The organism is uncultured Pseudoteredinibacter sp. (assembly GCF_947502065.1).
In the GTDB taxonomy this organism is placed as follows: Bacteria; Pseudomonadota; Gammaproteobacteria; order Pseudomonadales; family Cellvibrionaceae; genus Pseudoteredinibacter.
In genome coordinates this window covers 377369-391844 of the sequence record NZ_CANMYE010000004.1, presented here as the reverse complement: position 1 = coordinate 391844, position 14476 = coordinate 377369, and the positions used below count along the sequence as shown (strand labels likewise).

General features: G+C 47.6%; 10 protein-coding genes. 2 read left to right on the top strand and 8 right to left on the bottom strand.

Annotated elements, in window-relative coordinates; genetic code table 11:
* Positions 1 to 55 precede the first annotated feature (55 nt).
* The 7 genes from Q1A41_RS13200 to Q1A41_RS13170 form a co-directional block, all read right to left on the bottom strand.
* Positions 56 to 2065 carry an acetyl/propionyl/methylcrotonyl-CoA carboxylase subunit alpha gene (locus tag Q1A41_RS13200; RefSeq protein WP_299979754.1) on the bottom strand — a complete coding sequence of 670 codons (2010 nt, stop codon included), beginning with the start codon at positions 2063 to 2065 and terminating at the stop codon, positions 56 to 58.
* A 14-nt stretch (positions 2066 to 2079) separates the two neighbouring features.
* Positions 2080 to 2877: an enoyl-CoA hydratase/isomerase family protein gene (locus tag Q1A41_RS13195; RefSeq protein ID WP_299979753.1), complete on the bottom strand. Its 798-nt coding sequence runs from the start codon at positions 2875 to 2877 to the stop codon at positions 2080 to 2082.
* A gap of 9 nt (positions 2878 to 2886) precedes the next feature.
* Positions 2887 to 4494 carry a carboxyl transferase domain-containing protein gene (locus tag Q1A41_RS13190; protein ID WP_299979750.1) on the bottom strand — a complete coding sequence of 536 codons (1608 nt, stop codon included), beginning with the start codon at positions 4492 to 4494 and terminating at the stop codon, positions 2887 to 2889.
* 39 nt (positions 4495 to 4533) lie between these two features.
* On the bottom strand, positions 4534 to 5421 hold the full coding sequence (locus tag Q1A41_RS13185) for an SDR family oxidoreductase (protein ID WP_299979747.1): 888 nt from the start codon (positions 5419 to 5421) through the stop codon (positions 4534 to 4536).
* 661 nt (positions 5422 to 6082) lie between these two features.
* Positions 6083 to 7252 carry an isovaleryl-CoA dehydrogenase gene (locus Q1A41_RS13180; protein ID WP_299979744.1) on the bottom strand — a complete coding sequence of 390 codons (1170 nt, stop codon included), beginning with the start codon at positions 7250 to 7252 and terminating at the stop codon, positions 6083 to 6085.
* Between the two features lie 45 nt (positions 7253 to 7297).
* Entirely contained in the window at positions 7298 to 7699 is a 402-nt protein-coding gene (locus tag Q1A41_RS13175) for a MerR family DNA-binding transcriptional regulator (protein ID WP_299773833.1), read from the bottom strand.
* 199 nt (positions 7700 to 7898) lie between these two features.
* Positions 7899 to 8501, bottom strand: a complete 603-nt coding sequence (locus tag Q1A41_RS13170) for a TetR/AcrR family transcriptional regulator (RefSeq protein WP_299979741.1) — start codon at positions 8499 to 8501, stop codon at positions 7899 to 7901.
* Between the two features lie 145 nt (positions 8502 to 8646).
* On the opposite strand from Q1A41_RS13170, the gene Q1A41_RS13165 reads away from it, so the two are divergent.
* Together Q1A41_RS13165 and Q1A41_RS13160 are read left to right on the top strand one after the other, a co-directional pair.
* Positions 8647 to 11922 (top strand): carboxyl transferase domain-containing protein, encoded by a 3276-nt coding sequence (locus Q1A41_RS13165; protein WP_299979737.1) that lies wholly within the window; start codon positions 8647 to 8649, stop codon positions 11920 to 11922.
* A gap of 134 nt (positions 11923 to 12056) precedes the next feature.
* The gene (locus Q1A41_RS13160) at positions 12057 to 12506 is read left to right on the top strand and encodes a GAF domain-containing protein (protein ID WP_299979734.1); all 450 of its coding nucleotides are present in this window, start codon (positions 12057 to 12059) and stop codon (positions 12504 to 12506) included.
* A gap of 217 nt (positions 12507 to 12723) precedes the next feature.
* On the opposite strand, the gene Q1A41_RS13155 is transcribed toward Q1A41_RS13160, so the two are convergent.
* Complete coding sequence (locus tag Q1A41_RS13155) at positions 12724 to 14436, bottom strand: lysophospholipid acyltransferase family protein (protein ID WP_299979731.1); 1713 nt, start codon at positions 14434 to 14436, stop codon at positions 12724 to 12726.
* Positions 14437 to 14476: the final 40 nt, after the last annotated feature.

Genomic DNA, 14476 nt, shown 5'->3' with positions numbered 1-14476 from the left:
TTTGAAAGCTAAAGTGTCACATAAACCCTACATTGAGCTAGATTCAAATAGTGTTTTACTCTTCGGCAGCAAAGTCCAGAAGTAATGCACCACCATCAACCAACTCACCAGGCTGGAAGAAGAAACTATTCACTACACCATCGGCTGGTGCACGAATCGTATGCTCCATCTTCATCGCCTCCATCACCAATAGCGCATCATCCTTCTTCACCGCATCGCCAGCAGCCACCAAATGCGTCACCATCGTACCGTTCATAGGCGCCGTTAAACCGCCTTCACTACCGGTATCTTGATCCTCGCCCATATCAGGCTTGGCAATCTTAAAGCTTACAGCACCCTTGCTGGTGTACAAACTAAAGCCATCATCATGGGCTGCAACCGTAGCGCTTAAACGGTGGCCGTTTAAATCCGCACGTAGCTCGCTGCCATCCAGCTTACCTTGGGCACTAATCGTCTCGCCACCCATATCAATCAAATAGGTGGTTTGGCCATTGCGCTGTTGAACCTCAACATCCACAGGGCACTCCTGCTCATGATGCAGCAAAGTAACGGTTTGAATATGGGGCTCGTTCAAGCGCCAGTTACCACTGCAGTGCCAAGGTGAAGTGCGATCGCCGCAAGCATTGGCGCGGGCGTCGGCTTCTTCAGCTTGCTGCAGCAGCACAAACAAAGCAGCCAGAGGTAGCTCATCACTTAAAGCCCTTTCATCATCATGGAAGATATCTCCATGGTGCTTCTCGATAAAACCGGTGTCTAAGTCTGCTTCTTTAAAGGCGGGTGCGTTAGCCAAGTTATAAAGAAAATCCAAATTTGTGGTTAAACCACTGATACGGTATTCCTTTAAAGCCTTGCTCATACGAGCCAGAGCCTTATCGCGGTTTTCATCCCAGACAATCAGCTTGGCAATCATTGGGTCGTAATAAACACTAACCTCGTCGCCTTGGCGAACACCAGTATCGACACGAACATTTTCGCTTTCCTCAGGTGCCTGCAGGAACTCTAAAACACCGGTGGCAGGTAAGAATTCATTGTCTGGATCTTCAGCATAAACACGGGCTTCGAAAGCGTGACCGCTAATGCTTAGCTCATCTTGCTGCAGAGGTAGGTGCTCACCAGAAGCAACACGCAACTGCCACTCAACTAAATCTTGGCCAGTAATATATTCCGTTACGGGGTGTTCTACCTGAAGGCGAGTATTCATTTCCATAAAGTAGAAAGAACCATCGGTATCCAGCAAAAACTCAACCGTACCGGCACCTTCGTAGTTAATCGCTTGTGCGGCTTTTAAAGCGGCTTCACCCATTTGCTGGCGCAACGCATCGCTCATGCCTGGAGCGGGTGCTTCTTCAATAACTTTTTGATGGCGGCGCTGAACAGAGCAGTCACGCTCGAACAGATAAACACCTTGACCATGTGTGTCACAAAATACTTGAATTTCAACGTGACGAGGCTGGGTAAGATATTTCTCTACCAGCATATGATCATCGCCAAAAGCGTTCATGGATTCACGCTTAGCGGCCTCTAGACCTTCATCAAACTCAGATTCGTTCCAGACCTGACGCATGCCTTTACCGCCACCACCAGCAGCGGCTTTTAATAACACGGGGTAGCCCATATCGTCGGCCGCTTTTTTAATGATATCGCGGCTTTGATCTTCACCATGATAACCCGGCACCAAAGGAACACCGGCTTTTTCCATAATCTGCTTGGCAGCAGATTTAGAACCCATGGCTTCAATAGCGCCAATAGGAGGCCCGATAAAAACAATATTATTATCGGCACACTTACGACAGAAGTCGGCATTCTCAGAAAGGAAACCATAGCCTGGATGAATAGCTTGAGCGCCAGTTTTAATGGCCGCCTCAATAACCTTGTCACCAAGTAGGTATGACTCGCGAGAAGGTGCAGCACCGATATGAATGGCTTCATCGGCCATGGCTACATGTAGTGCATGAGCATCAGCGTCGGAATATACCGCAACCGTGCGCACGCCCATTTTTTTAGCTGTTTTTATTACCCGGCAGGCAATCTCACCGCGGTTAGCAATTAAAATTTTGTTAAACATAATAATCTTCCCGCTTATTGAATCCAGTTGGCTTGACGTTTTTCCAAAAAGGCAGTCAAACCCTCTTGGCCTTCTTCTGACACACGAATAGCGGCGATTCGCTCGCTGGTATCAGCAATCAATGCGCTGTTAATTTCACGTTCTGCAACATCGGCGACTAGCTTCTTAGCTTGGGCGACAGCTTGTGGGCTGTTGCCAAGTAGGGCGCTGATTAAGCCTTCTAATGCCTCATCCAATTGCGCTTCTTCAACCACTTCGCTGACCAAGCCCAGTGCTTGAGCTTCTTGAGCCTTAAAGCGCTCCGCCGTGAGGAAATAGCGTCGTGCAGCGCGCTGTCCCATAGCGGCGATTACATAAGGGCTGATGGTAGCCGGTATCAAACCGATTTTAACTTCACTTAAACAAAAGCTGGCACGTTCACTGGCTACTGCCATATCGCAACATGCCACAAGACCAACAGCGCCACCAAAAGCTGCGCCTTGTACGCGGGCAATGGTTGGCTTGCCCATAAAGTTTAAGCGGCGCAGCATTTCGGCCAGCGCGTTCGCATCTGTTAGATTTTCCTCATAGCTGTAAGTCGCCATGCGTTTCATCCAGCCAAGGTTGGCACCTGCAGAGAAGCTTTTACCTTCAGCAGCCAGTACAACAATGCGTACGTTTTCGTCTTGATCCGCATCGGCAAAGGCATCGCTTAGCTCGGCAATCACGCTATCATCAAAGGCATTGTGAATGTCTGGGCGCCCTAAGCTGATGGTGCGAACACCACGAGCATCGGTGCTGATGTTTAAGGTCTTTTCAATTGATTCGCTCATGATGACCCCTTACATGCGGAAGATGCCAAACTTGGTATCGTCGATTTCACGATTCAAGCTGGCAGAAATACTAAGGCCCAATACCATACGAGTATCGGCAGGATCAATTACACCATCATCCCATAAGCGGGCGGAAGCATAATAAGGGTGACCTTGGCGATCGTACTCATCGATAATGGGCTGCTTAAATTTAGCTTCGTCTTCTTCGCTCCAGTTTTCGTTCTTTGCTTCAAACTGGTCACGCTTAATAGTCGAAAGAACGCCGGCCGCTTGCTCGCCACCCATAACCGAGATGCGTGCATTTGGCCACATAAATAAGAAGCGAGGATCGTAAGCGCGGCCACACATGCCGTAGTTACCAGCTCCAAAAGAGCCACCAATAAGTACAGTAAATTTAGGCACCTGGGCACAGGCTACTGCGGTAACCATCTTGGCGCCGTGTTTGGCGATGCCGCCAGCTTCGTACTGTTGGCCAACCATAAAGCCGGTAATGTTTTGTAGGAAAACCAGCGGGATTTTGCGCTGAGCACAAAGCTCAACAAAGTGGGCGCCTTTCTGTGCAGATTCACCAAATAAAATACCGTTGTTAGCGACGATACCTACCGGGTATCCAAAGATACGCGCAAATCCGCACACCAGTGTAGTGCCATACAGTGCTTTAAATTCATCGAACTCAGAACCATCAACAATGCGCGCAATCACTTCACGGACATCATAGGGCTTGCGAGAATCCTTCGGGATAACGCCGTAAATTTCTTTGCTATCGTAAGCGGGCTCAACACTGTCTTGAATATCCATGTTAAGGGGCTTTTTACGATTTAAGCGGGCAACGGCTTGTCGAGCGAGTTGTAAGGCATGGTGATCATTTTGCGCATAGTGATCAGCTACGCCAGAGGTGCGACAGTGCACATCCGCACCACCTAAGTCTTCTGCACTTACAATTTCGCCGGTAGCGGCTTTAACCAGCGGTGGGCCGCCGAGGAAAATAGTACCTTGTTCTTTTACAATGATGGATTCGTCCGCCATGGCAGGTACATAGGCACCACCAGCGGTACAAGACCCCATTACTGCGGCAATTTGCGGAATGTTCTTTGAGGACATGTTCGCCTGGTTAAAGAAGATGCGTCCAAAGTGTTCGCGATCTGGAAACACATCGTCTTGACGGGGCAGGTTAGCACCGCCGGAATCCACCAAGGATATACACGGTAGATGGTTTTGCTCGGCAATGGTTTGCGCGCGCAAATGTTTTTTTACGGTCAGAGGATAATAACTGCCGCCTTTTACGGTCGCATCATTAGCAATGATCATACACTCTTGACCACTGACTCGGCCGATGCCGGTAATAATGCCCGCTGCAGGTACATTATCTTCATAGACTTCATAGCCCGCGAGTTGGGATAGCTCTAAAAAGGGTGAGCCAGGATCCAACAGATTTTTTACGCGGTCGCGGGGCAATAATTTACCGCGATTGACATGGCGTTGCTGGGAGCGTTCACCACCACCTTGTTTGATGGTGTCGAGTTTGCCATGCAGGTCGTCCACCTGAGTTTGCATGTGCTCGGCGTTTTCTTGGAAATCCGCTGCGCGGGTATTTAGCTTGGATTGAATTTTAGCCATAGCGAAGTCTCGCTTCCTGTTGGTTTATTGTTTCAAATTCTATTTTGTTACGTTTTCTTTCAATATCTGGGGAGTCTCACCACGGTGAAACCCTTCGAATGCTTGGTTGTTTTTGTCGGCCACTTTTACATCGTAAAGTGGTGAGCTTAGGCATAATGAGCTGCCGCCATCTACTGGGATGGTGGCGCCATTGATATAGGCCGCGCCATCGCTGAGTAAGAAGCATACTGCTGAGCTGACTTCAGATTCGGTGCCCATGCGTCCTGTTGGTACAGCCTGGCCGAACTTGGGGATGCGAGCGATCATGTCTGGGTCTTCGTAGCTATCCATACCTGAAGAGGCGATATAACCTGGCGCTACGCTATTTACTCGTACGCCGCTATTGGCCCATTCGATGGCCTGGGTTTGGCTGAGGTTTTCCATGCCGGCTCTTGCGGCGCCACTGTGACCCATTAAAGGCATGCCGCCAAAATAATCGGCGGTAATATTCACTACGCTGCCGCCATGTTCTTGCATGCTCTGTTTAAAAACCTCGCGAGCGACGATAAAACCGCCAACTAGGTTGTTACGCACTACCGCTAAGAAGCCATTGGCGCTGATGTCTTTGAGTTCCGCTGGAAACTGGCCGCCAGCGTTGTTAACTAAGCCGTGAATTGGGCCGTGGTTTTCTACGAAGCCTTGAATTACTTCGACGACGCCAGCTTCGTCACGAATATCGACACTGCCAAAATCGGCTTGACCGCCATCACTAATAATTTCGTCTTTTACGTTTTGCAGTTTGTCGATGCTGCGACCAAGAAGTAATACTTTGGCGCCCAGTGAAGCCAGTTCATGGGCAATACAACGACCGATACCAGAACCACCGCCGGTGACCAATACGGTTTTGTTGTTAAAACTATTTGCTGCTAAGGATGACTGGTAGCTCATCGGGCTTCCTTTGTATTCTTTATATTTTAGAGTTTTGCTTTTGTGCCTGCTTTGCGGGTCGTTGTCACGCTAGGGGTTTCAAAATCGCGTAAATACATCCATGTAGCTCCCCCACTGCATCCCTGCAGTGAGGGTTTTGAACCCCCTTGCGTGACAACAACCCTCGTTCAGTGTTCTTTTAAAATTTTTGCTCTGTTTTTTTGCCAGCTACGTGCCTGCTTACCGGCTTGCTGTTACTGTTGTGCTTTCAAAAACACGTAAATATGTCCCTATAGTTTCCCCACTGCGTCCTTGCAGTGAGGATTTTGAAAGCACAACAGTAACAACAATCCTTGTTTAGTATTCTTTTACAGTAATATTTCTCTGCTAGTTGCCGGCTTTGTATGCTGCATGCGTCTTCAAAAACACGTAAATATGTCCCTATAGTTTCCCCACTGCGTCCTTGCAGTGAGGATTTTGAAAACGCATACAGCACACAAATCCTACATTCGAAAAACTCAACTTCCTTTTTAATATAGGAAGTGTGATTCCCAAAATGGTGATTTTGCTGTGATAGCAAGGAGGCACTGCGCGCAGGGAGGGAGCGTATGTTTAATACGTGACCGACTGAGCACAGCGCCGACGCGGCTATCGCAGCAAAAGCGCATTTTGGGTTCGCACGTTATTTGGTTTCGTTGAAGAGTTCTCTGCCGATCAGCATCCTTCTCACTTCCGAAGTGCCCGCGCCAATTTCATACAGCTTAGCATCACGCAATAAACGACCCGTTGGGAATTCGTTGATGTAACCGTTACCGCCCAAGGTTTGAATCGCTTGCAATGCCATTTGCGTGGCTTTTTCGGCGGTATAAAGAATGACGGCCGCTGCATCTTTACGGGATTCTTCGCCGCGGTCACAGGCTTTCGCTACGGCATATAAATATGCGCGACTAGCGTTTAGATCAGCGTACATGTCGGCAACCTTGCCCTGCATTAATTGGAACTCACCAATGGATTGGCCAAATTGTTTGCGGTCGTGGATGTAAGGTACGACTTCGTCCATGCAAGCCTGCATGATACCGACAGGGCCTCCAGAAAGAACGGTTCGTTCGTAGTCGAGCCCGCTCATCAATACTGCGGCGCCTTTATTTAGTTGGCCTAAAATGTTCTCTTCTGGCACTTCGCAATCTTGGAATACCAACTCGCAGGTATTGGAGCCGCGCATGCCTAGTTTGTCGAGTTTCTGGTGACGTGAAAAACCTGGGAAGTCACGTTCTACAATGAATGCGGTAATACCACGGCTGTGGGCTTCCATGTCGGTCTTGGCGTAGATCACGTAAGTGTGGGCGTCAGGGCCGTTAGTGATCCACATTTTGTTGCCGTTAAGGACATATTTATCACCTTTTTTCTCAGCTCGCAGCTTCATGCTGACGACGTCAGAGCCAGCATTAGGTTCCGACATGGCTAGGGCACCAATGTGTTCACCAGAACATAGCTTTGGTAAATATTTTAGCTTTTGCTCGTGGGTTCCGTTTTTACGAATTTGGTTTACACATAGGTTGGAGTGGGCGCCATAAGACAGGCCAACTGAAGCACTGGCACGGGAGATTTCTTCCATTGCGATTACGTGGGCAAGGTAACCCATATTGGTGCCACCGTACTCTTCTTCTACAGTCATACCCAATAGGCCCATGTCACCAAATTTGCGCCACATATCCATTGGGAATTCGTTTTTCTCGTCGATTTCCTGGGCACGCGGGGCCAGCTCGGCTTGTACAAATTGATATACCGCATCGCGCAGCATATCCACGTCCTGGCCTAGGTCAAAGTTTAGGGTAGGGTATGAAACGTTCATATCAAAGCTCCGTAAAAAGGCAGATATTAGTCAGTTATTTTGTGCTTATGCTTGCTGTTTAGAGGCTAACGCCTCTAGTGCTTCAAGCGCTCGGTTTTCAGATTCTTGCAGATCCAGCATCATCACTTCGATATCGTGTAGTTGCTGTTCCAGGTAATTCTTGCGTTCGCGTATCTTGGCGAGCAATGTGTTGAGCTGGTCTTCATTGCTTTGGCCTGGGTTGTACATGCCGATGATGTCTCGGCTTTCATCTAGGGTTAGCCCTAGTCGCTTACCGCGCAGTATCAATTTGAGCTTGGTGCGGTCAGCAGGGGTGTAGATTCTTGTTTGCCCCTTTCTTGTAGGGTTTAGCAAACCTTTGTCTTCATAAAAACGAATGGCGCGGGTGGTGATATCGAACTCTTTAGCCAGCTCTGAGATGCTGTAGGTCTTATTCTTCTGTTCCATATTCCAGCTTTGCTCTTCATTCAGGTGTTGAACACTATAAATAAAGTTGACGTTAACGTAAAGGTAAAGCTGCTTTGTGCGCCTGCAAATTTTTACTGTTCACTAAGTTATTGAAATAATTCTATTTTATTGTTTGTGAGCGCTAACCAATATGGCTGTTGTGGATGATTTTCGAGAGGTGCAACTGCCTAAAAAGAACTTATTTTCGGCTAATACCCTGTAATAAGACTGATTTTAAGGCTTGATAGTAGCTGCTGAATTGGGCGCTCTTATCTGTTTGTTGTAACCAGTATCGTACGCTATCGAGTCGTAAACAATCGTACATGCGGCTGATCTGCCAAGCGGGAATATCATTACGGATGAGTCCTTGTAATTGGGCCTTCTCGATCCGCTCAATACGGTAACTTCGGCCCGGGGCAAATAAATCCAGTTCTTGGTTGTTGCCTTGCTCGGTATAGCTGAAAACCTGAGTGTGCTTTTCAAGCATAATTAATAGGCGTTTATGCTTTTCGATCCAGTCGCTGATTTCAGCGATATTGCTGGGAACAAGCGCATCTTCGGCATCGCCGATAAGTTCATCTTCTGCCCAGAAGCTTCTATCGGCAAACCACTTTATAGCTAGGGCCTCTAGAATTGAGCTTTTGTTGCTAAAGTAGTTGAAGAAGGTTTTGCGACTTATCCGAGCCGCTTTTGCCAAATCATCAATGGTTAGTTGCTCAAAATCGAGAGCTTCCAACATGCTTTCGGCTATTGCCAGAATTTGCTCTCGGGTGGCCTGCTTTTTATCTTCTCTAAGTCCCATAGTATTGGCGTCTATTAATGTTGCCTTTTGAGCGTATATTTATGGCGAGGTATTCATATAAAGAATGCTTGTTAAATTATTACACCAAGTGTAACTTTGTGTAAAACATTTAATTTAATCTCGCTTTATGTTGTGGACTCCCAGCATGCCAATAAAAAAAGTTCTTATAGCCAACCGCTCTGAAATCGCCCTTCGCATTGCCCGTAGTTGCCACCTGATAGGGGTAAGTAGTGTGGCTGTCTTTGCTGAAGATGATGCCAAGTGTTTGCATGTTAAAGCCGCGGATGAGTCTGTTGCTTTAAAGGGCCGTGGTACGGCTGCTTACCTAAACATTGAAGAGTTGATAGCGGCGGCAAAAACAGTAGGAGCAGATGCCATACACCCTGGCTATGGTTTTCTCTCTGAAAGTGCTGATTTTGCAGAGGCTTGTTGCGCTGCTGATCTTTGTTTTATTGGCCCCGATTCTGAGCTGTTGAAAAAACTGGGTGATAAAGCCAGTGCTCGCCTACAAGCTGAGCAAGCAAATATGCCGATGTTAGCGGGTATCAATCGTCCTTGTAGTTTGGCTGAGGCAACAGAGTTTTTTAGCCAACACCAAAAAAACGGCGTAATGATCAAGGCGCTGGCTGGCGGTGGCGGTCGAGGAATACGGCCTGTGCGACAGCAAGAAGATTTGGTCGCCGCCTATGAAGCTTGCCAGCGCGAAGCCCAGATTAGTTTTGCTAATGGCGATGTTTATGTCGAGCAGCTCCTGCCGCAGGCAAGGCATATTGAGGTACAAATATTGGCGGATGGCCAAAAGGCTACGCACCTGGCTGAGCGAGAGTGCACCTTGCAGCGACGAAATCAAAAGATTATCGAGATAGCCCCAAGCCCGAGTTTAAGCCAAAGCCAGAGAGATCGAATTCATAGCGCAGCTGTGCACTTTGCTGAAAAGTTGGGCTATCAAGGTTTAGGGACCTTTGAGTTTCTGGTAGATGCCAATAACCCGGATAGTTTTTACTTTTTAGAGGTTAATCCACGTATCCAGGTTGAGCATACTGTTACTGAACAGTTATTTGACGTTGATTTGGTTGCTGTTCAAATTGCGCTCGCCGAAGGCAAGACCTTGGCTGAGCTCGGTTTTCCCATCAAGCGCAATAATAATAATTTTGCCGTTCAAGCTCGCGTTAATTTAGAGGCTTGGGATGCAGAAGGCAACAGTAAGGCCAGCGCAGGTTTGCTATCGCAATACATGCCGCCTAAGGGCGCATCCATTCGGGTAGATGATTGTGCCTATGTTGGCTTTAAATATAGCCCTGCCTACGATCCAATGATTGCCAAGGTAATCGCCACGGCTGCAGATTATCGCAGTGCTTTGCGTTTGTTGGGTAGGGCGATCAGTGAGTTTGATATTCAAGGTGTAAGCCATAATTTGTCATTACTAAGTAATCTTTGCCAGCATCCGGCGGTTATCAATAATGAGCTGAATACCAAGTTTGTAGAGCAACATTTACAGGTCTTGTTAGAGGAAAATAATAGTGGCCGCTTTGTTATCGAGTCTGAGGCCGTAAACAAATCGGGAGCTAAAGGCGCTGCGGTAGAAATTGCAGAAGGCTGCCAGTTGCATAAAGCCAGCACCGCGGCGGTTGTATCCAGCCTTAATGTATCGCTTGGCGATGTGGTGCAAAAAGGGCAGGTGATTGCGGTTCTCGAAGCGATGAAAATGGAATTTCCCATCGAAGCGCTTTGTGCAGGCGAGGTAAAACAATTGTTTGTTGCTGAGGGTGATGCGGTCAATGAAGAAGCGGCATTAATCAGTATTTTAAAAGATGAACAGCTAGAACAATTAGGTAGTAGCGAAGAAACGCTTGATCTTGATGTTATTCGAGACGATCTTCAAGAGGTCATCGATCGACATAATAAAACTCTCGATGAATTTCGTGAGACGGCTATTAGCAAACGTCATGCTAGAGGTATGCGCAGTGCCCGTGAGAACATTAATGATCTGATAGACCCTGGTAGTTTTAATGAATATGGCGCAATGGCGATCGCTGCCCAACGAAAAATAAAGTCCATTGAAGAGCTCATTGATCAAAGCCCGGCTGACGGATTAATTGGTGGAACAGCGTCGGTAAACGGTGATTTATTTAATGATGATAAATCTCGTTGCATGGTTTTGTCTTACGACTACACCGTATTTGCGGGCACCCAAGGTTTAATGAACCACAAGAAAACCGATCGTATTTTAGGTTTAGCAAAACAGTGGCAGCTGCCGACGATTTTCTTTGCTGAAGGCGGAGGTGGGCGCCCATCTGACACGGATTTTGCTGGTGTTGCTGGCCTCGATTGCCATACTTTTTCAGCGATGGCAGAGCTTTCTGGATTAGTACCCACTGTCGGTATTGTGGCGGGTCGATGTTTTGCGGGTAATGCCGCCTTGTTTGGTGTCTGTGATGTCACCATCGCAACCAAAAACGCCACTGTAGGGATGGGTGGCCCTGCAATGATTGAAGGCGGCGGCTTAGGGCGATACAGTCCAGAGGAAGTTGGACCGGTTGATGTCCTAGGTCCTAATGGTGTACTCGATATCATTGTCGAGGATGAGGCTGAAGCCGTTGCTACGGCTAAAAAGTACTTATCTTATTTTCAGGGTAATTGTGAGCAATGGCAGGCCCACGACGAGCGTTTGTTACGCCATGATATTCCACTCAACCGTATGCAGGTATACGATGTAAGACAATTAATCGAACACCTAGCCGATATTGATAGCGTCTTGGAACTTAGAGCCGCTTTTGCAAAAGGTATTATCACAGCTTTGATTCGAATCGAAGGGCGCCCAATGGGGCTGATTGCAAATAACCCTAAGCATTTAGGAGGAGCAATCGATGCTGAAGGCGGCGACAAAATGGCGCGCTTTATGCAACTTTGCGATGCCCATGATCTACCCATCGTTTCATTGTGTGATACCCCCGGATTTATGGTAGGGCCAGATTCGGAAGCGCAAGCAACGATTCGCCATATTTCACGAATCTTTGTGACAGCCTCAAGCATCACCGTGCCGTACCTGACCTTAGTGACTCGCAAAGGTTATGGCTTAGGTGCACAGGCCATGGCGGCAGGCAGTTTCCACAACCCGATGTTAACCGCGGCTTGGCCATCAGGCGAGTTTGGTGCCATGGGAATTGAAGGGGCAGTCCGTTTGGGCGCCGCCAAGCAACTTGCGGCCATTGAAGATGAGCAAAAGCGCCAACAGGTCTTCCAGAAAATGGTTGATAAGGTCTACGAGCAGGGCAAAGCTTTAAATATGGCAAGTTACCTAGAGATCGATGCCGTCATCGACCCATTGGAATCCAGACAATGGATTAGTCGGGCCTTAAAGGCTACGCCAGCTGTACAAAAAAGGGATGGCAAAAAACGCCCTTGTATCGACACTTGGTAGGCCCCATATTAGCTTGATGAAAATTTCATATGGCAGTTTATGCTTATAAGCAAAAGATTGTTGGCGAAGTGCGGCTAGGTGTATAGACTGCGCGCCTTGCTAAACCGTTGCACTATGCAGCCGAGGAGATAACGATGAACAGTATTTACCAAGATATCGATAGCGCCCTAACGGGGCTCTTTGAGGGCGAAAGCGATTGGGTTTGTAATCTTTCCAATACTGCGGCTGTTCTATGGATGTATTTACCAGAGATTAATTGGGCTGGCTTCTATTTACGTCAAGGTGATGAGCTAGTACTCGGGCCTTTTCAAGGCAAGCCCGCTTGTACGCGTATTCCTATTGGTCGTGGTGTTTGCGGCACCGCTGCTGCTGAGCTAGAGCCACAATTAGTGGCTGATGTACATGCTTTTGAAGGCCACATCGCCTGTGATGCAGCTTCGGAATCAGAAGTGGTTATTCCGATGATAAAAGATGGCGAGTTAATTGGAGTTCTGGACGTAGATGCCCCAGTTAAATCCCGATTCTCCCAAGAAGATGTTGTCGGCTTGCAGGCTGTTGTTGAAAGGCTGCTAGCAAGCGCTTAAACAACACCGAACTTCAGCTATCTGATTTTACGACCATTACTATTGCAGAATGTCGCAGGTAGCCCCAGCATGAAGGGGCATCTTCGACTTGGAGGAGAAGGTGAGCCAGCACGGACGCTGCATTTTGCGACCCCTTCATGCTGGGGCTACCTGCGGCAGGCGGTCAGGTCTGCACAATACAAATCGACCGTATTACTAATAGCTCTATAGAATTAAGTTAATCACCAAGATAACGCTTACGCTTGGCCGCTTTCAACTTACTCAAATCGGCAATAAACAAACCATCCAAGCAATCACCAAAATCCGGATCCACACTAAAGGTTAATAGCTGGAAACCGTCACCTTCAAATAGCGCCGTATATTGCTTAAAGAGCACTGGCATTTTATAGCCAGCCTCGATAAAACGCTCTTGTAACAGCTTCATTGCTTCGTCTTTGTTTAAACCATCATAGTCAGCTGCCAATTCCTGCTGGCTTTCCAGGCTTAACTTATAAGGTTGATTGGCGGTCGCCCAATTTTCCTTAGCGGCATAAAAGTGTTGATAGTAATGCACCAATTGATCCATCAGTGTGCGCGGATAACGGGCACTCATACTAACAGGGCCTATCAAGTAACGAATATTCGGGTGGTGACGTAAATAAGCGCCGATTCCCTGCCATAAATAATCTAAGCTGGCTTTACCCCAATAATCAGGATTAACAAAGCTTCGGCCCAATTCCAAACCCTGTTCAAGAAAAGGCGTAAAATCTTCACGAAACTCATAAAGGGAGCTAGTGTATAAACCTTCAAGGCCTTGCTCTGCCATAATCTTAGCAGCCTCGCCAATGCGGTAGGCGCCGGCAATTTCAAGGCGTTTATTATCCCATAGCACAAGGTGACGATAACTTTTGTCGTATTTGTCTAAATCTCGTTTACCGCCAGTACCTTCCCCAACTTTACGGAATGCCACTTCTCGTAAGCGACCAATTTCTTTAATAAGGGAAGTGCCATTTTTGTAATCGGCCAGCAATATGCGGTTTTGATCGCGGGTTTCGCCTAGTAGGCGAGCTTGATTTAACTCTTCAAGTAACTCTTGTCGATCTTCAGGGTGTGCAATGGTTTTCTCGGTGACAAAAATAGGCTGGCGGCGCTTGCCTATTTTATAAAGATGTTTGCGCAGGCGCTTGATAATGCCTCTATCGCCTAGCTTTTCGTTGTTTAATGCGCTGGCTGGAATCGCCTCGCCCACTCGGAACTGTATTTGGGCGGATTGCTTGTTAAACATCTCTCTTGCCAAAAGTGCGGTGCCCAATGGTTTAAACAGCATAGAGGCGCTATAAAAAAGCAGAGAATTTTTGGCACCTATAAATACTGGAAGTAAAGGCGCTTTGGCTTTACGGGCAAAGTGTAAAAACCCCGAGCGCCAGCGGGTATCTTTTACCCCAGTCGGACGCGCGCGGGAAACTTCACCTGATGGGAAAATAATGACGGCCTCTTCACGCTCTAGAGCCTCCATAATGGCGCGATAACTTTTGCGAGTGCCCGTGCCGCTCATATTATCCAGTGCTATAAACAACGGATGCAGTGGACTGAAGTTCATCAGCATATCATTAGCGACGATTTTAACATCACGGCGCACTTCCCCAATCAAGCGCAAAATGGCTAGGCCATCTAAAGAGCCAATAGGGTGGTTGGCGATGATAACAACGCGCCCTTGGGAGGGGATGTTGTTACGATCACGCGAGCTTACGGAATAACTAAAATTGAAGTACTCGAAGACTTTATCGATAAACTCAAAGCCGCGAAGATCGCCATGCTCTTCAAGAAAATCATTGATTTCTTCCGAGTGAGTTAGCTTTTTAATTAGTGATAGCGTGGGCTTGCGGATTAAGTCCGGCTGCTGGGAAAAGTTGGGGAATTTATTATTAACCGCTTGTTCGATGTCTATCATAGTCAATCTACCTGTGCTCATTGCGGGTAGATTGCGCTCA